At 69.2% G+C, this 24508-nt stretch carries 17 protein-coding genes; 11 read left to right on the forward strand and 6 right to left on the reverse strand.

What is annotated here, in order from left to right; all coding sequences use genetic code 11:
* The first annotated feature begins 67 nt into the window (after positions 1-67).
* From prpB to QZ607_RS03330, 5 genes are all read left to right on the forward strand, one after another.
* Positions 68-949 carry a methylisocitrate lyase gene (gene prpB, locus QZ607_RS03310; RefSeq protein WP_295879626.1) on the forward strand — a complete coding sequence of 294 codons (882 nt, stop codon included), beginning with the start codon at positions 68-70 and terminating at the stop codon, positions 947-949.
* A 322-nt stretch (positions 950-1271) separates the two neighbouring features.
* Positions 1272-3176, forward strand: coding sequence for a DUF4914 family protein (locus QZ607_RS03315; RefSeq protein WP_295879628.1), 1905 nt, complete (start codon positions 1272-1274; stop codon positions 3174-3176).
* Between the two features lie 12 nt (positions 3177-3188).
* Positions 3189-4109 (forward strand): hypothetical protein, encoded by a 921-nt coding sequence (locus QZ607_RS03320; protein ID WP_295879630.1) that lies wholly within the window; start codon positions 3189-3191, stop codon positions 4107-4109.
* A gap of 723 nt (positions 4110-4832) precedes the next feature.
* A complete protein-coding gene (locus tag QZ607_RS03325; RefSeq protein WP_295879632.1) occupies positions 4833-6875 on the forward strand; it encodes a PAS domain-containing protein in 2043 nt (680 codons plus the stop codon).
* Between the two features lie 235 nt (positions 6876-7110).
* On the forward strand, positions 7111-7275 hold the full coding sequence (locus QZ607_RS03330; RefSeq protein WP_295879634.1) for a hypothetical protein: 165 nt from the start codon (positions 7111-7113) through the stop codon (positions 7273-7275).
* Positions 7276-7322: 47 nt separating this feature from the next.
* On the opposite strand, the gene QZ607_RS03335 is transcribed toward QZ607_RS03330, so the two are convergent.
* The 3 genes from QZ607_RS03335 to amrB form a co-directional block, all read right to left on the reverse strand.
* Positions 7323-8609 (reverse strand): HlyC/CorC family transporter, encoded by a 1287-nt coding sequence (locus tag QZ607_RS03335; protein ID WP_295879636.1) that lies wholly within the window; start codon positions 8607-8609, stop codon positions 7323-7325.
* A gap of 138 nt (positions 8610-8747) precedes the next feature.
* On the reverse strand, positions 8748-9413 hold the full coding sequence (gene amrA / locus QZ607_RS03340; protein ID WP_295879638.1) for an AmmeMemoRadiSam system protein A: 666 nt from the start codon (positions 9411-9413) through the stop codon (positions 8748-8750).
* Complete coding sequence (gene amrB / locus QZ607_RS03345; RefSeq protein WP_295879640.1) at positions 9400-10185, reverse strand: AmmeMemoRadiSam system protein B; 786 nt, start codon at positions 10183-10185, stop codon at positions 9400-9402. The genes amrA and amrB overlap by 14 nt, the downstream gene beginning before the upstream one ends.
* 180 nt (positions 10186-10365) lie before the next feature.
* On the opposite strand from amrB, the gene amrS reads away from it, so the two are divergent.
* A complete protein-coding gene (amrS, locus tag QZ607_RS03350; RefSeq protein ID WP_295879642.1) occupies positions 10366-11460 on the forward strand; it encodes an AmmeMemoRadiSam system radical SAM enzyme in 1095 nt (364 codons plus the stop codon).
* 219 nt (positions 11461-11679) lie between these two features.
* Positions 11680-12651 (forward strand): recombination-associated protein RdgC, encoded by a 972-nt coding sequence (locus QZ607_RS03355; RefSeq protein WP_295879643.1) that lies wholly within the window; start codon positions 11680-11682, stop codon positions 12649-12651.
* Positions 12652-12654: 3 nt separating this feature from the next.
* Here the strand turns inward: QZ607_RS03355 and QZ607_RS03360 are convergent, their stop codons facing one another.
* The 3 genes from QZ607_RS03360 to QZ607_RS03370 form a co-directional block, all read right to left on the reverse strand.
* The gene (locus tag QZ607_RS03360) at positions 12655-13464 is read right to left on the reverse strand and encodes a Uma2 family endonuclease (RefSeq protein WP_295879644.1); all 810 of its coding nucleotides are present in this window, start codon (positions 13462-13464) and stop codon (positions 12655-12657) included.
* A gap of 380 nt (positions 13465-13844) precedes the next feature.
* Positions 13845-14852: an NAD-dependent epimerase gene (locus tag QZ607_RS03365; protein ID WP_295879646.1), complete on the reverse strand. Its 1008-nt coding sequence runs from the start codon at positions 14850-14852 to the stop codon at positions 13845-13847.
* A gap of 66 nt (positions 14853-14918) precedes the next feature.
* Positions 14919-16205 (reverse strand): nucleotide sugar dehydrogenase, encoded by a 1287-nt coding sequence (locus QZ607_RS03370; protein ID WP_295879648.1) that lies wholly within the window; start codon positions 16203-16205, stop codon positions 14919-14921.
* Between the two features lie 551 nt (positions 16206-16756).
* Here QZ607_RS03370 and QZ607_RS03375 point away from each other — a divergent pair.
* From QZ607_RS03375 to prsT, 4 genes are all read left to right on the forward strand, one after another.
* Positions 16757-18151 carry a TIGR03013 family XrtA/PEP-CTERM system glycosyltransferase gene (locus tag QZ607_RS03375; protein ID WP_295879650.1) on the forward strand — a complete coding sequence of 465 codons (1395 nt, stop codon included), beginning with the start codon at positions 16757-16759 and terminating at the stop codon, positions 18149-18151.
* A 42-nt stretch (positions 18152-18193) separates the two neighbouring features.
* Positions 18194-20272, forward strand: a complete 2079-nt coding sequence (prsK, locus tag QZ607_RS03380; protein WP_295879653.1) for an XrtA/PEP-CTERM system histidine kinase PrsK — start codon at positions 18194-18196, stop codon at positions 20270-20272.
* A 5-nt stretch (positions 20273-20277) separates the two neighbouring features.
* On the forward strand, positions 20278-21633 hold the full coding sequence (prsR, locus tag QZ607_RS03385) for a PEP-CTERM-box response regulator transcription factor (RefSeq protein WP_295879654.1): 1356 nt from the start codon (positions 20278-20280) through the stop codon (positions 21631-21633).
* A gap of 75 nt (positions 21634-21708) precedes the next feature.
* Positions 21709-24492 carry an XrtA/PEP-CTERM system TPR-repeat protein PrsT gene (gene prsT, locus QZ607_RS03390; protein ID WP_295879655.1) on the forward strand — a complete coding sequence of 928 codons (2784 nt, stop codon included), beginning with the start codon at positions 21709-21711 and terminating at the stop codon, positions 24490-24492.
* Positions 24493-24508: the final 16 nt, after the last annotated feature.

Genomic DNA, 24508 nt, shown 5'->3' on the forward strand with positions numbered 1-24508 from the left:
GTACTAACTACTTCGTACCCCGTACTTCGTACACCATACTTCCTCATCCCAACCACCGGAGGTCACCATGTCCCAAACCCCAGGCGCCCTGCTGCGGCGCGCCGTGCAGGAAGAGCGCCCGCTGCAGGTGATGGGCGCCATCAACGCCTACCACGCCCTGCTTGCGGCGCACACGGGCTATCGCGCGCTGTACGTCTCCGGCGGCGGCGTCGCCGCGGGCTCCCTCGGCGTGCCGGACCTCGGCATCACCGGCCTGGAGGACGTGCTGGTGGACGTGCGCCGCATCACCTACGCCTGTGATCTGCCGGTGCTGGTGGACGCGGACACGGGCTTCGGCGGCGCCTTCAACATCGCCCGTACGGTGCGCGAGCTGACCCGCGCCGGCGCCGCCGGCTGCCACATCGAGGATCAGGTGGCCGCCAAGCGCTGCGGCCATCGGCCGAACAAGGCCATCGTGCCGCTCACGGAGATGGTGGACCGCATCAAGGCGGCCGTGGATGCGCGCAGCAATGACTTCGTGATCATGGCCCGCACGGATGCGCTCGCGGTGGAGGGCATGGATGCGGCGCTCGAGCGCGCGGCGGCCTGCGTCGAGGCGGGCGCTGACATGGTCTTCCCGGAGGCGCTGACGGCGCTTGAGCAATACCAGCGCTTCACGACCGCCCTGGACGTGCCCGTGCTCGCCAACATTACCGAGTTCGGTGCCACGCCGCTGTTCACCACCGAGGAGCTGGCGGGCGTCGGTGTCGGCCTGGTGCTCTATCCGCTCTCCGCCTTCCGCGCCATGAATCAGGCGGCGCTGAACGTCTACGAGGCCATCCGCCGCGACGGCACCCAGGCGGGCGTCGTGGACAGCATGCAGACCCGCGCCGCCCTCTACGAGCACCTGGACTACCACGGCTTCGAGCAGAAGCTGGACGCGCTCTTTGCCGCGGACGCCGAGCGCTGAGCTCAGCCTCAAGCCGGGCCGGCGGCGGCGCCGGCCTGGGCCTCAGGCTGCTTGGAGTGGCTCTGACCGGCCGGCATCCGTTGCCTTGGCTCAAATACATCGGGAAACCTTCACATTCGACGGATTTTTCGAAGTGACGGAGGCTGTCAGGGCCGTTCCAGCGGATATGATCGACCCATGGCCGCTGCGCAAGCGGCCTGACACCATCCGCTTCCACCCCCGCGCAACCCTGCGCCGCCCCGCCGTCCAACCGAACCAGCGCACGGGCGGGGCACGCCTCATCCACCCCTTGTTTTTCCGTTCACCGGAGCTGTTTTCAGTGATGAGTCTGTCACCGCGCCGCCTGCTCGATCTCGATCTGCCCCCGGAAACCATCGACCTGCTGACCGCCGCGCCCAGTGTGACCGTGGCCGGAACGCACGCCGAGCTGCTGGAGCTCGCCGTCCGCGATGCGCCTGACGGGGTGCACGAGGTCGCCTACGATGTGCCCGGCATCGGCCCTGTGGTCGAGGCCACGGTCTGCCGCACCCGCAACGGCATCTGCGCCAACTACACCGAGCCCTACATGCGCCGGCGCGACCCGGACTGCATGGTCATCGGGGACGAGCGCCCCACCGACAAGCCGACCTATGTGGAGCGCTTCGGCGAGTCCTTCGAGCCGGTGCGCGAGGCGAGCCTCGCCTGGCTCAAGACCCAGCCGCTCGCCGTGTTCGCCTTCTACGCCGGGCTGTCCAGCGGGGCGACCCAGGCGCTGGTGATCGCCCCGGACAACGCCGGCTTCTTCGCGCTGGGGCTCGCGCTGCTGCAGGGCATCGTGCCGGTGGAGGACCTGCCGGACGACTTCCGGCCCAAGGCGATCATCTATGTCGCGCCGCCCTTCCGGCACACCCACTTCGACGGTCGCCAGGTGGTGGTGCACAACCGCCGCGACGGCCTGCACGAGCTGTTCAGCTACAACCTCTATCCCGGGCCCAGCGCCAAGAAGGGCGTCTACGGCGTGCTGCTCAACATCGGCGAGGAGGAGCGCTGGGTGACCATGCACTGCTCCACGGTGCAGGTTGTGACGCCGTACGAGAACAAGGTCGTGATCTCCCACGAGGGCGCCAGCGGCGGCGGCAAGAGCGAGATGCTGGAGTACGCCCACCGCCAGCCGGACGGCACACTGCTCATCGGCCGCAACCTGGAGACCGGCGAGGAGCGCACCCTGACCCTGCCCCAGGGCTGCGAGCTGCGCCCGGTGACGGACGACATGGCCCTGTGCCACCCGTCGCTCGAGAAGGGTAACGGCAAGCTGACCCTGATGGACGCGGAAGAGGCCTGGTTCGTGCGCTGCAACCATATCGAGCGCTACGGCACGGACCCGCACATCGAGGCTCTGACGGTCCATCCCCCCGAGCCGCTGCTGTTCCTGAATATCCAGGGACGCCCAGGTGCCACCACGCTTCTGTGGGAGCACATCGAGGACGCCCCCGGCGAGCCCTGCCCGAACCCGCGGGTGATCATTCCGCGCAACATCATCCCCGAAGTCATCCGCGGCGGCGTGGACGTGGATGTGCGCAGCATGGGCGTGCGCACACCGCCCTGCACGGCGGCGCGGCCGAGCTACGGCATCGTCGGGCTGTTCCATGTGCTGCCGCCGGCGCTCGGCTGGCTGTGGCGGCTGGTGGCGCCGCGTGGGCATGCCAATCCGAGCATCGTCGAGACCGCCGGCATGACCGCCGAGGGCGTCGGCTCCTACTGGCCCTTCGCCACCGGGCGCATGGTGGACCACGCGAACCTGCTGCTGAACCAGATCATCGAGACGCCGGAGGTGCGCTATGTGCTGATTCCCAACCAGCACATCGGCGCCTGGGACGTGGGCTTCATGCCGCAGTGGATCACCCGCGAGTATCTCGCGCGCCGCGGCGGCGCCCGCTTCGCCGGCAATCGCCTGCGCCCGTCCCGCTGCCCGCTGCTGGGCTATACGCCGAGCAAGATCATCATGGAGGGCAGCACCATCGGGCATTGGTTCTTCGAGGTGGACCAGCAGCCCGAGGTGGGTCCGGACGCCTACGACCAGGGTGCCGCCATGCTGACCGAGTTCTTCCAAAAGGAGCTCCGGGCCTTCCTGGGCTCGGACCTGCTGCCCACCGGGCAGCGGATCATCGAGTGCTGCCTGGACGGCGGCGGCCTGGAGGACTACGGCCGGCTCCTGGAGCAGCCGTTCCTGGAGCCGGACGACGCCTGACGGGGCCGGCCGGTGGAGCGGTTCGAGCACGGTGCCCACCTGTACCGGCACCGGCCCTTCGACGCCGTGCCCGCCCCGCTGCGGCGGCGGGTCTTCGGCGTCGATTATCTGCAGCTGCGGGGCAAGCAGGCGGGGGACCTCTACGTCACCCGCCACGGCTGGCCGGTGCTCGCCTCCATCCTGCCCTCGCAGTGGTTCGTGGGTGAGCGCCTGAGCCGCATCGGCCGCCAGCTTGCGGGTGCCACCGGCGCCGTCTACCGGGTGCCGGTGCCGCACCCGGTGTGCCCGCGCTTCGCGCTGGTGGCGAAGTTCAGCCGCTTCGCACAGGATGCGCTCGTGTCCATCGCCGCCGGCGAGGCGGTGGACTGGGGCGAGCATGACCGCATCGCTGCCAGCGAATTCCTTTCGCCCTTCGCAGAGGTCGCCCACCTGGAGCGCCTGCGCGCCAGTGCCGGCGCCGGCATCCCCACCAAGGCGCCGCTGGCCATCTACTCCCCGGCCACCCGCTACCTGGACTGGGAGCTCGGCCGCGTCAGCCATCGCCGCTGGTGGTACGACCGGGTGCTGGCGGAGGACCAGGCCATGCAGGCGGAAGGCGCGCGCGTGGCCTACGACTGGGAGCGGTTGTACATCCTGCTGTATCGCTGGATCGACGGCATGGACGCCGAAGAGGCCCATCGGCAGGGCTATCTCAGCGATGCCGAGCTGCGCGACCTCACCTTCGGCGCCCGGGACGACCTGCACCGGCTGGGCTGGGAGGTGCTGGACCACAAGCCCCGGCACCTGATCGTGCGCCCGACGCCGGACGCCAGGGGGCTCGTCCAGCGCCGCGGCCGCACCCTATGGGCGCTGGTGGACTACGAGCTGCTGGTGCCGTACCAGCCGGAAGGCGCAAACACCCCGGGCACGCAGGCCGGCGAGGGCGCGGCCTGACAACCCGGGGCCGCCGACGTCCAGTCGGCCCACGCCTGGGGCCGCCGACTTCCAGTCGGCCCAGCTCCGATCCAAGATATCCCGCAGGTACCGCGCTCACGTCCCCGCCCAAAGGCACATCGGACTGACCCGGGCAGACACCACACCCGCTCCGCGCTGCCGTCCGAGGCCGCCCAAGCGCTCAAAGGCCGTGCTGTGCACCGCCATCCTGATGGCCCACAGCAGCTCAGGCGCGTACCGCACCTCCTCGAACAGCGCAGGCGGCGGCTGACGCCGCAGGAAGAGTTGCCTGGTGAGCGCGGGGCATTCGGCCCTTGCGTCTCAAGCTCCGGCGCTTTTCCGACAGCGCCGCGCCCGGCGTTATCCTAGAAGGAGCGGTTGAACGGTCGTCAGGGTGCGTCCCGCGGGGTGCCTGGCAAGGCACAACGACGAGGAATAGTCGTTCTATTCCGAGGAGTTGTAACGCAGCCAGGCGCCGCGCGGGGCGTGCCATGGCGGCCGTAGCGGCTTTCAGCCGGCAGGTGACGCAGCAAGTACTCCTGAAGTCCCCGGGGCTAAGGCATTTGCAAGTGCTTGAAAGCGGTCAACTGCTCTTTCTAGGATTATTGCCGCACGCACACCGGGTTTCAGGAGAGGGTCCGAATGACGCGGCACAGATCGCGGCCCCAGCACTCCGCCGCCGACAACGGAAAGCCGAACGCTCCTGCCAGCGAGCTGGACGCCATGGCTGCGCGCCTCGATGCCCTCGAGGCGCGTGTCGCTGCGCTGGAGCGCGAGCGCGCTGCCCTGCGACATCGGCCGGAATCTCCTTCTCCGGTGTCCCCTGCCGATGTGCCGCTGCCGGCGGACGACGACCCGTTCTGGGTCGTCGGCGAGGACGCGCCCTTGCTGACCCCGGCCCGGCGCCGCGCCTGCGCGGGCGCCTGGGCCATCGACCTTGCGGACCAGCGCTGGTTCTGGTCCGCGTCGTACTACGACCTGTTCGGCCTGCCCCGGAGCATCAAGCCGTCTCACGAGCACTGGATAGCAAGTATCCATCCGGATGACCGCGCCCGCGTGGAGGCCGAGTACCGACACGCGCTGGCGGCCGACGGCCTGCAGCACATCGAGTTCCGAATCCTCCGCAACGGCGAGGTGCGCTGGCTGCACAGCGAAGGTCGGGTGCTCCTCGATGCGGGTCGTCCCGTACGCGTGACAGGTATCGTCTGGGATGTGACGGAGCGCAAACAGGCCGAGGATGCGGCCCGCGCCGCCGAGAGGCTGGCCCAGCAACGGCTGACGGAGCTGGAGAATCTCTACCGGAATGCGCCGGTGGGCCTGTGCCTGCTGGATCGGGACCTGCGGTACCTGCGCATCAACGAGCGGCTCGCCGAGATCAACGGCTTCCCGGCGGCTGCACACCTCGGCAAGACCCTGCGCGAGCTGTTGCCGACGGTGGCGGATGCCACAGAGCCGCTGCTGCGCGAGGTGATCGCCACCGGCAGACCGCTCTACAACCAGGAGGCCCTTGGCGAAACGCCGTCCCGGCCCGGGGTCGAGCGCAGCTGGCAGACGCACGCCTTGCCGGTGCGCGACGTCGAGGGCGACATCACCGGCATCAGCATCGTCGTGGAAGAGACCACGGAGCGCCGGCAGGCCGAGCTTGCGCTGCGCGAGTCGGCCCGGCGCAAGGACGATTTCCTGGCCGCGCTGGCACACGAGCTGCGCAACCCCCTCGCGCCGCTCGGCACGGGGCTCGACATCATGGCGGAGCAGGGCCGGGGACTGCCCTGGGCGGAGCAGACGGTGGAGAAGATGCAGCGCCAGCTCTCGCAGCTGGTGCGGCTGGTGGATGACCTGCTGGACGTGAGCCGTATCGACCGCGGGCGCATCGAGCTGCGGCGCGAGCAGGTCGCCATCGCCGAGGTGCTGGAGCAGGCCGTGGACACCAGCCGCCCGCTTCTCGACGCGCGCCGCCACCGGCTGACGCTGGAGCTGCCGCCGGCGCCGCTGCTTGTGGACGCCGACCCCGTGCGCCTGGGCCAGGTTTTCACCAACCTGCTGACCAACGCCGCGCACTACACCAAGCCCGACGGCGTGCTGGTGGTGCGGATCAACGCCGTCGCGGGCGAGTGCGTCGTGCGGATCGAGGACAACGGCGTCGGCATTGCCCCGGAGCTGCTGCCGCGGATCTTCGAGCGGTTCGTCTCCGACCACTCCCAGACCGATGCGCGCGGCCTCGGCATCGGCCTGCACCTGGTGCGCTGTCTGGTGCACCTGCATGGCGGGCAGGTGGAGGCCCACAGCGACGGGCCGGGCCGCGGCAGCACCTTCGTCGTGCGGCTGCCTTGCCTGGTCGATGCTGAGGTCTGCGAGCAGCGCCACGTCCCGCCGGCACCCGTCCCTGCGTCCGGCGGGGGGCGCCGCGTGCTCATCGTCGACGACAATCGCGACGCCGCCGACTGCCTCGACCTGATGCTGCGGTTCCGCGGTCACAACACCCGGGTCGTCTACGACGGATTCTCCGCCCTGCGGGTTGGTGCGGACTTCCGCCCGGATGTCGCCCTCATCGACATCGGCATGCCGGAGATCGACGGCTGCGAGACCGCCGAGCGCCTGCGCGCCACCGACTGGGGTCGGCACGTGCTGCTGATCGCCGTCACCGGTTGGAGCCAGGACGAGGTGCGTGCGCGCACCCGCGCTGCGGGCTTCCATCACCATCTGGTGAAGCCTGTCGCCGCGGCCGTCCTGGGCGAGCTGCTGGCCGCGCCGGCCACAGTGCCCTAGTGCTCCAATGCGCAGGTGGCGGGGCGCCCGGATACGCCGCCTTCAGTCGGCATCCCGGGGTAGGCAGACGTCAGTCCACCGCCGGCAGGTGATCGCCCAAAAGGCGCACAGCAGCTCGGGTTGAAATACGGCTGCACCACACCAACGCCCCTGCGGCGGCGGCCCCCGCAAGTTGCTGACGCAGCGGTCGCTGCACCCCGCAACCGCACTAATACCACACCACCGGAGATCCATCATGCAGATGAACGCCCTCATGGCAGCCGAGCTCACCGTATTCGGGACCTTCGCAGTCTATTTGGTCTTCGCGCAGCTGAACCACATGAGAAAGCTCAAAGCGCGAGACCAGGCCGAGGCGGCGTCCGCCGACCGGCCCGCCTCCGAACCCGTTCGAGCTGACTGAGAAAGCCCACCGACGGCGCGATCTGCCGGGGTGGGCGCCCCGGTGCGTCAGTGCACGCCGGCCGTCACGGCCGCGACGGCGGGCAGGGGCCCCAGGTGCTTGACGGTCTTCACCGCCTTCTCGTCCGTCTGGATGATCTCCAGCGGGTGGCCGTAGAGCTTGAGGCTGGTGCCGGGGTGCGGGATGGTCTCCAGGTAGTCGATGATGAGCCCGTTCAGGGTCTTGGGGCCGTGCTTGGGCAGGCTCCAGCGCATGGCGCGGTTCAGCTCGCGGACGTTGATGCTGCAGTCGATGAGCAGGCTGCCGTCGTCGGCGCGGTGGATCTCGGGATAGGCATCGGCGGGGTCCGTGGTGAACTCGCCGACGATCTCCTCCAGCAGGTCCGCGAGCGTCACCAGCCCCTGGAAGTCGCCGTATTCGTCCACCACCAGTGCCACGCGCTCCTTGGCGCGCTGAAAGGCGATGAGCTGCTGGTAGAGCCGGGTGCCCTCGGGCACGTAGTAGGGCTTGCGGGCGATGGCGCGCAGGCGCTCGCGCACGTCCTCGCCGCCGTCGAGCAGGCCGATGGTATGGCGGGTGTGGAAGATGCCGATGACGTTGTCGATGCCGCCGTCGAACAGGGGCAGCCGGGTGTAATTGGCGCGCTTGACGGCGGCGACGATTTCGTCGGTGGGGTCCTGAAGGTCGATACCCTCCACCTCGTTGCGGGGGACCATGATGTCCTCCACCACGGCGTTCTCCAGGTCCAGGATGCCGAGCAGCATGTCCCGGGAGCGCTCCGGGATCATGGCGCCGGCTTCGTTGACCACGGTGCGCAGCTCCTCGCGGCTCAGGGCGGAGCCCTGCTGCGCATCCGGCTGCACGCCGAGCAGGCGCAGCAGGTTGTTGGTGACGATGTTCACGGACCACACCACCGGCTGCATCACCTTGAGCAGGGGCGTATAGACATAGGCGGCGGGGTAGGCCAGCACCTCCGGGTGCAGGGCGGCCAGGGTCTTGGGCGTCACCTCGGCAAAGATCAGGATCACCAGCGTCAGCAGCCCGGCCGCGATGGCGATGGCGCCCTCGCCGCCGAGCTTCAGCGCGATGACCGTGGCCAGCGACGACGCCAGGATGTTGACGAAATTGTTGCCGAGCAGGATCAGGCCGATGAGCCGGTCCGGGCGGTCCAGCAGGGCGCGCGCGAGCTTGGCACCGCGGTGGCCGCTGTCGGCGCGGTGGCGCAGCCGGTAGCGGTTCAGGGTCATCAGCGCCGTCTCGGAGCCCGAGAAGAACCCGGACAGCACCAGCAGGACCACCAATGAGATCAGCTCGGTGAGGGGCAGTTGGTCCACGGTGGGGCTGTCGGTGGGTTGTGCAGTGGAAGCAGCGGACGCGGGCGCCTGGGCCCGGTGCCGGAGCTGCGTGGTCTTGGGGTGCCGTCGGCGTCGCTGATGCGCTCGGCTGGTGCTGTACTGCGTGGGCGCAGGCGGCTATTCGCCGAAGGATTCGGTGCGGTAGCGCCAGACCCGCAGCCTGTCGCTCCAATGATCCGGCGGCAGGCCTGCCTTTTCCTTGAGCCGGCGCAGGAAGTCCCTTGGTGTCGGTAATTGCTCCCACACCGAGGGCAGGAAGGTGCCGCGGCGCCCGGCGTCCGCGAGTATCAGCCCGTCATGGCCGGGCACGAGCTGGGCCAGCAGCGCGTCTTCGCCCGCGAACCGCAGCTCCACCGCCGGGGTCAGCACCGAGACCTTGATGCACAGTGGGTCCAGCTCGGTGGCCCTCAGCGGCGGAAAGCGCGGGTCCTGGAAGGCGGCGGCGAAGGCGTTGTCGCAGACATCCAGCGCCAGCGGCTGTGTTGCCTCCAGGTGGCCGATGCAGCCGCGCAGGCGGCGTTGCAGCTCCAGGGTCACGAAGGCCGCCCGCGGCAGCGTCAGTGCCGGCGGCTCGGCGGCGAGGTCGAGTGCCGGTGGCCGGCCCGTGTCCAGGCCATGGCGGATGGACCCACGCGCGATGCTGAGCAGGCGCCGGCGTTGGCTGTCGTCCAGCAGCCGTGCGGGCGCGTTGGCATCGCCGGGGGTGCCGTTGCCTGCGGTGGGCGCGGCGTCGGCACCCGGCGGCTGCCCCTGTGCGCGCGCGCTGTCGTCAGCCGAAGGCATAGGCACCATAGCCCACCACCCGGTCCCTGGGGCCTGCGGTGTCGCCGGAGTTGCGCAGATCGAGCTGCTCGCCGTGCAGCGCGTGGTGCTGCGCCGCCGTCAGCAGGCCGGCGATGGGATGGCGACCGCAGGCCTGATGGGTGGAGATGGCCTCGGGGCGCAGGGCGCAGATGGCGGCGGAGGTGCGCGCGTCGATGCTGCGGGCGCTGTCGTAGTCCAGGTAGTGGCTCAGGTCGGAGCTGATGACGATGAGCGTCTCCGGGCCGCCCCACAGACGTTCCAGCACCTCGGCCACGGCGTCGGCGTCGGCATCGCCCACCAGCAGCGGCACGACGCTGAAGTCCGTCAGGCGCTCCTGCAGGAAGGGCAGCTGCACCTCCAGGCAATGCTCGCCGTCGAAGGCCCTGTCTAGTGCATGCACCTGTGGCAGGTCAGCGATGTGGGCGAGCGCTGCGCGGTCCACCGGCACCTCGCCGAGAGGGGTGGCGAGCGCGGCGGCTTCGGGGACCGCAATGCCGCGGAAGGGCAGCCGGTGGGCCGGCCCCAGCAGGAGCACCCGGCGGATGCGCTCGGGCTCCGTCAGCCGGGCATAGGCGCTGGCGGCGATGGCGCCCGAGTAGACATAGCCGGCGTGGGGTGCGATGAGCGCCTTGGGCTGCGTCGCGGTGGACGGCTTGGCGGCGGCGAGCAGCTCCGTCACGGTGCGGTGCAGCTCAGCTGCGTCGCCCGGATAGAAGAGGCCTGCAACCGCGGGTCGGCGAATGTTCGACATGGCTGGATGTCCGCTGCGGACAGGATTTGTGACTACCATACTTAGGGTAAGTCCGGGCACCCGCTGTTCAATACCAGCATGGTCATCGGGGTAAAGCGGCTGATGCCGGACGCCTGACCTGAATTCTAGCGCGCGCGGCAGCCCTTGCAGCGCCGCGTGCCCGATCTCCGGAGAGCCTCCATGCGCGCGACATCCGCCCACCCCACGGCATTCTGGCACCGGCTCGACGATGGCCGGGTGCAATGCGACGTCTGTCCACGTGCCTGCGTGCTGAAGGAGGGCCAGCGCGGGCTCTGCTTCGTGCGCGGCTGCGAGGACGGCGCCGTCGTGCTGTACACCTACGGGCGCTCCAGCGGCTTCTGCATCGACCCCATCGAAAAGAAGCCGCTCAACCATTTCCTGCCCGGCACCCCGGTGCTGTCCTTCGGCACCGCCGGCTGCAACCTCACCTGCCGCTTCTGCCAGAACTGGGACGTGTCGAAGTCCCGGCAGATGGATACGCTCGCGGCGGAGGCCTCGCCGGCGGGCATCGCCCACGCCGCCGCCAGCCACGGCTGCCGCAGTGTCGCCTACACCTACAACGACCCGGTGATCTTTCTGGAGTATGCCTGTGACACGGCCGAGGCCTGCCGGGCGCTCGGCATCCGCAACGTGGCGGTGACGGCGGGCTATGTATCCCCGGGGGCCCGGGAGAAGTTCTTCTCCTGCATGGACGCCGCCAACATCGACCTGAAGGCCTTCACCGACGACTTCTACAAGCAGCTCTGCAGCGCACACCTTGACCCGGTGCTGGAGACCATCGAGTACGTCCACAAGGAAACCGACGTCTGGCTGGAGCTCACCACGCTCATCATACCGGGCCACAACGACAGCGACGCCGAGCTCGCGCGCATGGCGGACTGGGTGGTGGAGCATGTCGGCCCCGACGTGCCCATGCACTTCAGCGCCTTCCATCCGGACTACCGCATGCAGGATGTCCCGGCCACGCCGGCGGTCACCCTCAGCCGCGCCCGGCAGATCGCCATGGATCATGGCGTGCGCTACGCCTACACCGGCAATGTGCACGACGGCGCTGGCGGCAGCACCTATTGCCACGCCTGCGGCGAGCTGCTGATCGAGCGCGACTGGTACCGGCTCGGGCACTGGGGGCTCACCGCAGATGGCCGTTGCGGCCACTGCGGCACCCCATGTGCGGGCGTCTTCGAGGCCGAGCCCGGGCACTGGGGCTCGCGGCGGCTGCCGCTGGCGCCGTCCGTGATGGCCGAGGTTGCCTGAACCTGTTTTCTCGACTCGTGGTGCCACGGCTCAGACAGGTTCACGCAACGACGCCATGCCGCAACCATTGCAACGAGGTCGGCGCTTTGCGTTGCATCGTTGCCCGTTGCGTGCGAATCCTGATGCGCGACAACCAGCAACCCTGCTGTCAACGCGATGTGGGTTTGCCCGCCTGTGCCTGGAGCCGGATAATCCGCCGCTTTTGCGCGGGAGCAGCGGATGTTCAAGAACGCTCGGGCCTATCGGCTCAACACCCCCTTCGAGCTGGACCAGCTCGCCCTGCACGAGCAGCTGGCGGAGAAGACCTTCCGTGGCTGCGGGCCGCTGGAGGCCATGACCCTCGGCTGGGCGCCGCCGCTCGGGCCGCAGGCGGAGATGCTGGTGCACGCCGCCAACGGCTGCCTGCTGGTGACCGCGCGCCGGCAGGAGCGGCTGTTGCCGGCGGCCGTGGTCAGCGAGGCGGTGGCGGAGCGCGTCGCCGAATTGGAGCAGGCCGAGGGCCGGGACGTGTCGCGTCGCGAGAAATCGCAGCTGCGCGATGCCCTGCTGGCGGAGATGCTGCCGCAGGCCTTCACCCGCTCGCGGCTCATCCCGGCGCTGATCGACCCGCAGGCCGGGCGCGTGGTGGTGGATGCGGCCTCCGACAAGCTGGCCGAGGAGGTCCTGTCCCTGCTGCGCGAGAGCCTCGGCTCGCTGCCGGTGACGCCGCTCGCCGCGCCGGCGGCCGCCGAGCGCTTCACCGCCTGGGTGCTGTCCGGTGAGCCGCCCGCTGGGCTGATGTTGGAAGATCAGTGTGAGCTGCGCGACCCCGCCGACAAGGGCAGCGTCGTGCGCTGCCGCGGGGTGGACTTGGGCTCGCCGGAGGTCCGCGCGCACATCGACACGGGCATGCGCGTGGCGGCCGTCGGGCTCAACTGGCAGGACGCGCTGTCCCTGGTGCTTGCCGACGATCTGTCGCTCAAGCGCCTGAAATTCCAGGACGAGCTTATCGAGCAGGCCCTGGACGGGGCCGAGGACGAGGACCCGGCGCTGCGCTTCGAGGCGGAGATGACGCTGATGAGCGAGCAGCTGCGGGGGCTCCTGGGCTGCCTGGAGGCCGAGCTGGTGCCCGCAGGCGAGGCTGCACCTCCGCGGCAGGGCGCGGCTGCGACCGCCGACACCGGCGTCGAGGATGCGGCGCCCCCGTTCTGAGGCCTACTGTTTCGATGCATCGATCTCCGCGCGCAGCCGGGCCAGCTCCGCTTCCGCCTGCCGGCGCGCGGCGGCCTCGGCCTCGGCGCGCTGCTCGGCCGCGGTCCAGCCGGACAGCACAAAGCCGGCGTACACCGGGTCGGCGCGCAGGCTGTCCCAGTCCGGCTGCGCGCACAGGTCGCGCGGGCGGAACTGGAAGCCGGGCAGGACCCGTGAGCGCACCACGCCGTCGGTGAGCGGCAGCGGCACATAGTGGCCGGCTGTATCCAGCGTATAGAACGCCTGGTGCTCGACGCGGTGGGAGAGGATGTAGTATTCGGGTACGCCGCCCGCGGCGTACTCGCCGTGCTGCGTGACCGTGTCACGGCGAATGTCCTGCTGGCTCAGGTCGGACAGGGCCTCGATGCACACATCGAAAATGCCCGGGTAGGACGCCATGCCGGGGCCGAGCGGCTGGGGATTGTCGCGGCGGACGACGCCCAGATCGGGACGGCGGATGATGGTCTTGTCGGCCAGCGCCAGGCGAAACCCCATCTCCAGCACCACCCAATCGGCGATGGGGTGGACCTTCAGAAAGTGCTCCAGCAGGCCCATGAGCCACTTGTAGACGGCAATGGTCTCCCAGCGCGACACCGGCTTCTCCTCCAGGCGACCGTCGTTCCATTCGTAGCAGATGTCTGCGGCGTGGTAGTACTCGGCCCAGTAGGTCGCCTCCGGGACGCGGCGGCCGTTCTCGGAACGCGGCGAGACGGCATCATCGGCTGCATACGCCTTGGTACGCACCGGTGCATCGGGCGTTGCGCTGTGGGTCATGGCAATACGAGAGCGGAAGAGCGTTCAATTCGGCGTAGCACAGGCCATCGCGGCGGATCATCGCGTGTGCGGAGGCGATCCGCAGCCCGCCTATCGAGGTGGGAGCAGCCTACTCGGCGTGATGGGCGCCCCATGGCAGACCCGAGCATCCCCGGGGTGCGGGACTCGGCCGTTGGTCGCGGCAGTGGGGCGTGCGGGCGCGCGACACCGCTCTCCAACGCATATCGGCTGCTGGCAAAGCCTTTTCTGCAAGCGCGTTGCGAAGGATGAGCGAGCCAGGCCACGGTGCCGCTCAGCGCCCTCTTGGGACGTTCTGTCGGCCCGGGCAGTCAAGGAAGCTGGCGCTTGCGCCCGCTTTGCAGGCGCGGTCGCGGGCGGGCTCAGACCCCGTAGTAGCCCCGGTACCAGTCCACGAACCGCGCCACGCCGTCCTCGACGCTGGTGGCGGGCTTATAGCCGAGCTGCTCCACCAGGTCCGTGACATCGGCATAGGTGTCCGGCACGTCGCCCGGCTGCAGCGGCAGCAGGTTCTTCTCGGCCTCGCGTCCCAGGCAGCGCTCCAACACTTCGATGTAGTGCATCAGCTCCACGGGCTGGTTGTTGCCGATGTTGTACAGCCGGTAGGGCGCCGAGCTGGTGGCGGAGTCGGGGGCGTCGCCGGACCAGTCGGGGTTCGGCTCCGGGATCTTGTCCAGCACCCGGATCACGCCCTCGACGATGTCGTCGATGTAGGTGAAGTCGCGGCGGTGCCTGCCGTAATTGAACACCTCGATGGGCTCCCCTGCGAGGATGGCGCGGGTGAACTTGAACAGCGCCATGTCGGGCCGGCCCCAGGGGCCGTACACGGTGAAGAAGCGCAGGCCCGTGGTCGGGAGCTGGTAGAGATGGCTGTAGGTGTGGGCCATCAGCTCGTTGGCCTTCTTGCTGGCGGCGTAGAGGCTCAGCGGATGGTCCACGTTGTCGTGCACCGAGAAGGGCATGCTGGTGTTGGCGCCGTAGACGGAGCTGGAGGACGCATACACCAGGTGCTCGACGGCGTTGTGCCGGCACCCCTCCAGGATGTGCGCGAAGCCCACCAGGTTGGTATCCACGTAGGCGAGCGGGTTCTCGATGGAGTAGCGCACGCCGGCCTGGGCGGCGAGGTTGACCACGCGGTCCGGGCGGTGCTCGGCGAAGGCCGCGGCGACGCCGTTGCGGTCCTCCAGGCTGAGGCGCAGGTCTTTGAAGCCGGCATGGGCGCGCACGCGATCAAGGCGCGCCTGCTTGAGGCTCACGTCGTAGTAATCGTTCAGGTTGTCGATGCCGATGACCCTGTCGCCGCGCTCCAGCAGCCGCAGGGACAGGGCGGAGCCGATGAAGCCGGCGCTGCCGGTGACGAGGACTTTCATGATGCTGAGCTGTGCGGGGTCAGGGTTGCGGTTGGCTGCTGGTGGGGGCGGCGTCGCCCCGCGTCCTCAGAGCCGGCCGTCCACGGCTGCTGCCGGGAAGAGGTGCTTCACGTCGTAGACAATGGCGCCGGGCTTGGCGAGTGCCCGCACGGCGTCGATGCCCATCGCGGCGAACTGGCGGTGGGCCACCGCGAGCACCACGGCATCATAGCCGTCGCCGGCTGTGGGCGTGATGAGCTGGATGCCGTATTCCTGCTGCGCTTCGTCAGCGCTGGCCCAGGGGTCGTGCACGTCGCAGTGGACGCCGTAGCGCTTCAGCTCCGCGGCGATGTCCACCACCCGCGTGTTGCGCAGGTCCGGGCAGTTCTCTTTGAAAGTGAGCCCCAGCAGCAGCACCCGGGCATCGTGCGGGAAGCCGTTGCGCGCGGCCATGAGCTTCACCACCTGGCTCGCGACGAAGGCGCCCATGCTGTCGTTGAGCCGCCGCCCGGCGAGGATGATCTCCGGGTGATAGCCGATCTGCTGCGCCTTGTGGGTGAGGTAGTAGGGGTCCACGCCGATGCAGTGGCCGCCCACCAGGCCTGGGCGGAAGGGCAGGAAGTTCCACTTGCTGCCGGCGGCGGCGAGGACCTCGTCGGTGTCGATGCCGAGCCGGTTGAAAATCAGCGCCAGCTCGTTGATGAGCGCGATGTTCACATCGCGCTGGGTGTTCTCGATCACCTTGGCCGCCTCGGCGACGCGGATGCTGCTCGCGCGGTGGGTGCCGGCGGTGATGATGCTCGCGTAGAGCGCATCCACGAAGTCCGCCGCCTCTGGCGTGGAGCCCGAGGTGACCTTCTTGATGGTGGTGAGCCGGTGCTCCTTGTCGCCCGGGTTGATGCGCTCCGGGCTGTAGCCGACGAAGAAGTCCGTGTTGAGCTTGAGCCCCGAGCCCGCCTCCAGCAAGGGCACGCAAACCTCTTCCGTGGCGCCCGGGTAGACGGTGGACTCATAGATCACCACATTGCCGGGCGCGAGCACGCCGCCGAGGAGCTCGCTGGCGGAGGTGAGCGGCCTCAGGTCCGGTGTCTTCGCCTCTGTGATGGGGGTCGGTACGGTGACGATGTAGACATCGCAGGGGGCCAGGTCCGCCGCCGCCGTGGTGAAGCTCAGGTGCTCGGCGGCCGCGAGCTCTTCGGGCTCCACTTCCAGCGAGCTGTCGCGGCCGGCACGCAGCTCCGCGATGCGGGCCGCATTGATGTCGAGACCGATGGTCCGGTAGCGCCGGCCCAGGGCGACGGCGAGCGGCAAGCCCACGTAGCCCAGGCCGACGACACCGATGGTGGTGGTGCTCGCGTCGAGTCGAAGGGACATGATCCTGGCTCCAGCAGGGTGGCGATCAGGCTGTGTGAGGGGGATGCGTCTTGCGTCCTGTGGCCGGGGCGCCTTGCAGCAGCCCTTGTTGCGTCGGCGCAGCCGGTCGCCGGCTCATGGCGTCAGGCTCCGGGGCTGCTCCCGCACCACCCGCCGACAGGACGGCCCTCGGGGTGTTCGCCGGCAGTGCGGCATGTCGTTATCCCTTGGCATCCCCGCGGGACCCCGGACCAATTAAGCGACACCTTGGGGCGACGCGGCGTCCGAGGCAGACCTCCTGCGGTCTGCCTGGGCGGCGCCTATGCTACCATGGGCGGCGGTATCGGGTGCGGGCGCTCCCCGTGCGGGCGCCGCCGTGATTCCACCGTCTCGCCGTGCCCCGGATGGGCTCCCGCCGAAGCTGTGCACCGGGCGTCGCACGCGGCTTCTCTGGGGCGGTGACGGGGCGTGTTGCTCCGTTTCCGGCGCGGGCACGTGAACCCACCCTCCACCGCCGCGGGGCGCCTCTGCATGGGGCCACAGGCGGGTGCTGTTGCGAAAACACCTGAACCATGCGGCTCTTCGGCCACCACGTCTCCGGGCTCAACCTCGTCCTCGGCCTGCTTGAGTTTGCGCTCTTCGTCGCTGCCCTGCAGCTCGGCGTCGGCGTGCGCTTCGATTGGACGCTGCCGCACGACATCGCCCCCGGCGACCCCTGGATCACGGGACTCATCTTCGCATTGGTGATGTCGTTGTCCGTGGCGTCTATGGGCCTCTATCAGCGTCGTTCCACGGATGGCGACGCGGGCTTCATCGTGCGCCTCGCCATCGCCTTCGCCATCGGCACCGCCATCCTCGCGCTGCTGTTCTACCTGTTCCCGGTCATCTTCATGGGCCGCGGCATCCTGGCGCTGTCGCTGCTCTTTTCCTTCGCCGGCACCGTCGCCCTGCGCGTGGCGATCGATCGGATCGCCGGGGCGGAGTCACAGAAGCGCCGCGTGCTGGTCCTCGGTGCCGGCGTCAATGCCGAGCGCATCGCCGAGCTCGTGGGCAGCGACACCACGCTCGGGTTCAACGTGGTCGGCTATGTGCCGTTGCCCCGCAGTCAGCGGCTGCTGGCGGATGACAGGATCCTGGTGCAGCGGGGCTCGCTGCTGGAGCTCGCCATCGCCAACAATGTCGACGAGATCGTCGTCGCCGCGGACGACCGTCGCCGCAAGCTGCCCGTGGGCGAGCTGCTTGACTGCAAGCTGAGCGGCTTCGCCGTGCTCGATCTGCTGAGCTTCTTCGAGAAGGAGCTCGCCTGCGTCAAGATCGATCTGCTGCACCCGAGCTGGATCTTCTTCTCCCGCGACGGCTTCAACATGGGCGTCACCGGGCTCTACGGAAAGCGGCTCCTGGATTTGGTCCTGGGCTCGCTGATGCTGCTCTTGGCTGCCCCCCTGATGCTGCTGGTGGCGGCTGCTTCCCTGGTGGAATCCCGCGGCCGGGACCCGATTCTCTACCACCAGATCCGCATCGGTCAGGGTGGACTGCCGTTTCGGCTGCACAAGTTCCGCAGCATGCGGGTGGACGCCGAGGCGGACGGCCGCGCGCGCTGGGCGGCGAAGAACGACAGCCGCATCACAGCGCTCGGCGCCTTTCTGCGGCGGACCCGGCTCGACGAGCTGCCGCAGCTCTTCAACGTGCTGAAGGGGCAGATGAGTCTGGTGGGTCCGCGCCCGGAGCGCCCGGAGTTCGTGGAGCGCCTGGCGACCGGCATCCCGTACTACGCCGAGCGCCACCGCGTGAAGCCGGGGCTGACGGGCTGGGCGCAGCTGCTCTACCCCTATGGCTCCGACGAAGAAGACGCCAAGCGTAAGCTGGAATACGACCTTTACTACGTGAAGCATGCCGGCGTTTTCCTGGACCTGGTGATCCTGCTGCAGACCGTCGAGGTGGTGCTGCTCGGCAAGGGGGCCCGCTGAGGGCCCGAGTGGGGCTGGGCGGGGTGAGACGTGCCCACCGGCGTGACACCGGAGCTGATCGGCTTCCTCGGCTATGCGGCCGATGCCGTGGCCATGGCCGTGCTTGCACTGCTGCTGGTCACCAGCTGGCGTGGTCGCCTGCAGGGCGGGCTGTTGCTGCTGGCGGTGCTGGCGAGTGTCGTCTGGGCCGTGCTGCTCGCGCTGCAGGCGCAGTGGCAGGTGGTGCCGGTACAGGCGACCTGGGCCGCGGAGGCCGCCCGCATGGTGGCCTGGTGCCTGTTCCTGCTGCGGGTGCTGAGCCAGCTGCGTGAGGGGCTCGCGGAGCGCCTGCGGCTGTTTCGCTGGGCCATGCTCGTGGGCGGCGGCCTGCTGCTGCTGCCGTTCGAGGATTTGCTGCCCGGCGCGGGCGGGTGGCTGGCGAATGTGCGGCTCATCGGCCAATTGCTGCTGACCGTCGGTGGGCTGTTCCTCGTCGAGCAGCTCTACCGCAACACGCCCTGGCAGCACCGCTGGGGTATCAAGTTCCTGTGCTTCGGGCTCGGTGCCGTCTTCGTTTACGACTTCTATTTCTTCGCCGACGCGCTGCTGTTCGGCCGCCTGGATAGGGGCGTCTGGCTCGCCCGCGGCGGCGTCAATGCGGTGATCATGCCCCTGCTGGCGGTTTCGGTGGCACGCAACCCGCAGTGGTCCTTCGATCTTGCCGTCTCCCGCAGCGTCGTCATCCACTCCACGACGCTCATGGCGGCGGGCATCTATCTGCTGTTCATGGCCCTGGCCGGCTACTACATCCGGGCCTACGGCGGGGAGTGGAGCCTTGTCTTCCAGCCCCTGTTCTTCTTCGGTGCGGCGCTCCTGCTCCTGGTGCTGCTGTTCTCCGGGCAGCTGCGCTCGCGGCTCAAGCTGTTCGTGAGCCGGCACTTCTACAGTTATCGCTACGATTACCGTGAGGAATGGCTCAGACTCATCCGGGTGCTGTCCGGCAAGGTGTTGCAGGCGACCCTGCCGGAACGCATCATCTTCGCCCTCGCCGAGCTGGTGGACAGCCCGGGCGGCGCCATCTGGGTGCGGGACGCGGACGGCAACTGCGCCTTCCGGCGCTGCTGGAACCTGCCGCCGTCTGAGCTGGACACGCGCTGGCAGCCGACTCGGCTGTGCGCGGCCCTGGAGCCCGGCGGGCCGGTGGTGGATCTCGCCGGGCCTGCGGTCGGTGTGGAGGTTGCTGCGGCGCTGCCGACCTGGCTGCGCGCCAACGAGCGGCTCTGGCTGCTGGTGCCGCTGATGCACGAGACCAACGTCCTCGGGTTCGTGCTGCTCGCCCGTCCGCGCGCGCCCCAGGAGCTTGGCTGGGAGAATGTGCAGCTGCTGCAGACCGCGGCGCGTCAGGCGGCGAGCTATCTGGCACTGGAGGAAGCGGCCGCCGCGCTCGCCGAGGCCCAGCAGTTCGAGGGCTTCAACCGCTTGTCCGCCTTCGTCGTGCACGACCTGAAGAATCTGGTTGCACAACTGTCATTGGTCAGTCGCAATGCGGAGCGTTACCGTGATAAGCCGGAGTTCGTGGACGACGCGCTGCAGACGGTGAGCGACTCCGTCGAGCGCATGAACCGACTGCTCCTGCAGTTGCGGACGGCGGTGCCCACGGGTGCGCAGCAGCACGTTGCACTTCGACCACTGCTGGAGCGGGCCGTCAAGGCGCGGGCCGTGCAGGCGCCCGCACCACAGCTGCGGGTTGCCGATGCTGCGGCACCCGAGGTCTGCGCGGACGCCGAGCGCCTGGAGGCCGTGCTGCGCAATGTCATGCAGAACGCCCAGGATGCCACCGACAAGCACGGGCAGGTGCAGGTGACCCTGCGTATGGCGGACGGCATGGCGGTGGTCGACATCGAAGACGACGGTTGCGGCATGGACGAGGAGTTCATCCGCGAGCGGCTGTTTCGGCCCTTCGATTCGACCAAAGGCCTCGCCGGCATGGGCATCGGCGCGTATGAATGTAAGGCCCTCGTCGCCCTGGCCGGCGGGCGCGTGGACGTGGACAGTGAGCCGGGGCGCGGCACCTGCTTCTCCATCCGCCTGCCGTTGGCGGGTGCAGCGCAGGCGCAGACGCCCGTGGTCGCAGTGGTATGACTTCAGTGCAAGAAGACAACATCAGACTTCTCATCGTCGAGGATGATCCGGGCCTGCAGCGGCAGCTGCGCTGGAGCTTCGAGGGCTGCGATGTCGCCCTCGCCTCCGACGCCGAAACTGCACTCAAGGCGCTCGAGCAGGCCGCGCCCACGGTGGTGACCCTGGACCTCGGGCTGCCGCCGGACCCGGGCGGCACCAGCGAGGGCTTTCGCCTGCTGGACGAGATCCTGACCCGGGCGCCGGACACCAAAATCATCGTCGTCACAGGCCACAACGACCGCGACAACGCCGTGCGCGCGGTGGGCCGCGGCGCCTATGACTTCTTCGAGAAGCCCATCGACCCCGATCTGCTCTCGCTGACCGTGCAGCGTGCCGCGAAGCTTGCGCGCCTGGAAGGCGAATACCGCAGGCTCGCCACCGCCGTGCCCGAGTCGCCCTTCGGTGAGCTCATCGCCGTGAGCCCGCAGATGCTGGAGGTGTGTCGCAGCATCGAGAAGCTCGCGCCGACGGACGTGACCACGCTCATCCTTGGCGAGAGCGGCACCGGCAAGGAGGTGCTGGTGCGCATCCTGCACTCGCTGAGCAGCCGCAGCAGCCGTCGGTTGGTGGCCATCAACTGCGCCGCGATTCCGGACGCCCTGCTGGAGAGCGAGCTGTTCGGCTACGAGAAGGGCGCCTTCACCGGCGCGGTCAAGACCACCCGCGGCAAGATCGAGACCGCGGACCGCGGCATCCTGTTCCTGGACGAGATCGGCGACCTGCCCATGTCGTTGCAGGCCAAGCTGCTGCGCTTCCTGCAGGAGCGGGTCATCGAGCGCATCGGTGGTCGCCAGGAGATCCCGGTGGACGTGCGGGTCATCTGTGCGACGCATCAGGAGCTGCCGAAGCTCATCGAGGAAGGGCGATTCCGCGAGGATCTTTACTACCGCATCAACGAGGCCACCATCAACGTACCGCCGCTGCGGGAGCGCCAGGATGACGCCGTGGTGCTCGCCCGGGCCTTTCTTACGCGGTTCGCGGCACGGCATCGCAAGCCGGTGAAAACCTTCACCCGGCAGGCGCTGTCGGTGATCGAGTCCTACAACTGGCCGGGCAACGTCCGCGAGCTGGAAAACCGCGTCAAGCGCGCTGTGGTGATGGCCGATGGCCGGGAAGTCACCGCCGATGACCTGGAGCTTGCGGACGTGGAGGTGCGCGAGACGCCCTTCGACCTGCGCGCGGTGCGCGAGCTTGCCGAGATGCAGGCCATCAACCGGGCCGTCCACCACGCCGACCGCAATCTGTCCCGGGCTGCGGAGCTGCTCGGCATCACCCGGCCGACGCTCTACAACCTGATGAAGAAATACAAGATTCCGAATTGACAAGTGGCGTCGGTGGCGGCCGAATGCGCCGCGTTTCGTCATCCCGCATCCGTAAACCATCCACCGGAGGTCGTCATGACCAAACGCCCATGTCTCGCGCTGCGCCGTGCATTTCGTCTGCCGATACTGCTGTGTGCCCTCGCGGCTCCGCCGCTGTGGGCCGACGATGCCCAGCTCGGCAAGGCGCAGGCGTTTTTCGATGAGGGTAACTACAGCGCCGCCGAGATCGAGCTCAAGAACCTGCTCCAGGCGGACCCCAACCAGGTCGAGGCCCGCGTCCTGCTCGGTCAGGTCTATCTGCGCGGCGGCAATGGTGCCGCGGCCGAAAAGGAGCTGCGCCGCGCGCTCGACATCGGCGCGGACCTGGCGGCGCTGCGCTTCGACCTGATCGAGGCGAAGCTGCAGCAGCAGCGCTTCGCCGAGGTGCTGGAGTCCCTCGACGTGGACGCGCTGCCGGCGGATGCCCGCGCTCGGGCGCTGGCGTTGCGGGGGCGTGCGCACCTCGGGCTCGAGGAGATCGATGCGGCCAAGCAGGCCTTCGCGGACGCGGTGGCGCTGGACCCGGGCGACCGCGAGGCGGGCGCGGGCCTGGTGCAGCTGGCCCTGCTCGACGGCGACATCGACACCGCCGACGCCACCTCCGCCCGCCTGCTGGAGCAGTACCCGAGCGAGCCGGACGTCATGCTGCTGCGCGCCGAGGTGGAGCGCCGCGCCGAGCGGCCCGAGGCCGCCGTCGCGTTGTTCGGCGAGGTGCTGGCGCTGGAGCCCGAGAACCTGCGCGCGCTGCTGGGCCGCGCCACCACCCAGGTCAGCCTGCAGCGCTTCGAGGAGGCCCGGGCAGACCTGGAGCGCGTGGACGCCATCCAGCCGAATATCGTCGTCGCGAGCTACCTGCGCGGCGTCATGGCCTTCTACGAGCGGGACTGGGCTCAGGCCGGCGAGCATCTGCAGCTGGTGCTGAGCGCCCAGCCCGCGCACGTGCAGAGCCAGTTGCTGATGGGCATCGTGAGCTACGCCCGCAATGACCTGCAGCTCGCAGAGGAGTATCTGTCCCGCATCAATGCGGCGATGCCGGGCAATCTTCAGGCGGCGAAGGTGCTGGCTGCCACCCGCCTCAAGCTGCGTGAGCCGGATCGCGCCGCGGAGGTGCTGGAGCCCATCGCCGGCGACAGCGACCCGCAGGTCATGGCACTGCTGGGCAGTGCCTACATGCTGGCGGGCGATCAGGAGCAGGGTCAGGCGTGGCTGAGCCGGGCCGTCGAGACGGCGCCCGACGTGGCCGCGCTGCGCACGCAGCTGGCACTGACGCTCATCGCCGGCGGCGACATGGGCGGCGCCATCGATGAGCTGGAAAGCGCCGTGGATCTCGGACAGGAGGTGCTGCAGGCGGATGTGCTGCTGGTGCTCGCCAAGCTCAAGGAGCAGCGCTATGACGACGCCATTGCCGCCAGCGAGGCGCTCGAAGCGCGCCGCCCGGAGAGTCCGGTGGCGTTCAATCTCACTGGCCTCGCGCTGCTCGCCCAGGGCAAGCTGGACGCCGCCCGCGGCAGGTTCGAGAAGGCGCTGGAGCTGGATCCCGAGTTCTCGACGGCACTGATCAATCTGGCCCGGGTCGAGGTGGCAAGCGAAGACCTGGATGCCGCCGAAGGCCAGTACCGCCGTGCCCTGGAAGGCGACCCCAAGAACCTCGCCGCACTGCTGGGCATGGCCGCCATCGCCGAGCTGCGCGGCGACGACGCCGGTATCCTGGAGTGGCTCAACAAGGCCCAGGACGCCAACCCCACGGCCGCCCAGCCGGGGCTGCTGATGAGCCGTTACTACATCGACCGGCAGGAGTATCTGAAGGCGCTCACGGCCGCCAGCGACCTCGCCGCGCGCTTCCCGGACAATGCGGACGCGCTGGAGATGCTGGGCCGTGCGCAGACCCTGGCGGACGAGCCGGCGAGCGCCATCCGCACCTTCGATCAGATCCTGGAGCAGCGCCCCGATGACCCGCGCATTCACTATCTCAAGGGCGGTGCCGAGTGGAAGAGCGAGGCCCTGGATGCCGCCCGCGGCTCCTTCGAGCGGGCGGTGGCGCTGAAGCCCGACTTTGTGGACGCCCGCGTGGCGCTGGCCTCGGTGCTGGTGGCGGCCGAAGACTACGCCGCCGCCGAGACCGTGGCCCGGGAGCTGCAGCGGGACTATCCCGACCAGGCCCTGGGCTACCGTATCGAGGGCACGGTGCAGACGGCCGCGCGCAAGCACGGTGCCGCCATCGAGCCGCTGCGCAAGGCGCTGGATCTGGCACCGTCCGCCGCGCTGGCGCGCCAGCTCGCCGAGGCCTATACCCGCGCTCAGCGCACCGACGAGGCCATTGCGCTGCTGGAGGACTGGGCCCGGCAGCAGCCGCAGGACCTGGGCAGCCAGGCCATGCTGGCGATGCTCATGCACGGGGAGGGCATGGAAGACCGGGCGCTGCCCATCTACGAGCGGCTCTATGCTGCGGGGCAGAACAATATTCTGATCCTCAACAACCTCGCCTGGATCCTGCACGAGCGCGGCGACCAGCGCGCGCTGGAGATCGCGGGCAAGGCCTATGAGCTGGACCCGAACCGCCCGGAGGTGGCCGACACCTACGGCTGGATCCTGTTCAACACGGGTGAGCGCGACAAGGGCCTGAGCATCCTGCAGCAGGCGCACCTGGCCTATCCGACGCAGACGGAGATCGCCTATCACACCGCCGTCGCCCTGAGCGATGTGGGCCGCGGCAGCGAGGCCCTGCCCATCCTGCGTCGGCTGCTGCGCGAGCACCCCAACTCCGATCAGGCGGACGACGCCCAGGCGCTGCTGGACAAGCTGGGCGGCGGGGCCGGCTGAGGCGCCGGCCGGACCA

Origin of the sequence: uncultured Thiohalocapsa sp., from assembly GCF_913063425.1 — a bacterium.
Taxonomy (GTDB): domain Bacteria; phylum Pseudomonadota; class Gammaproteobacteria; order Chromatiales; family Chromatiaceae; genus Thiohalocapsa.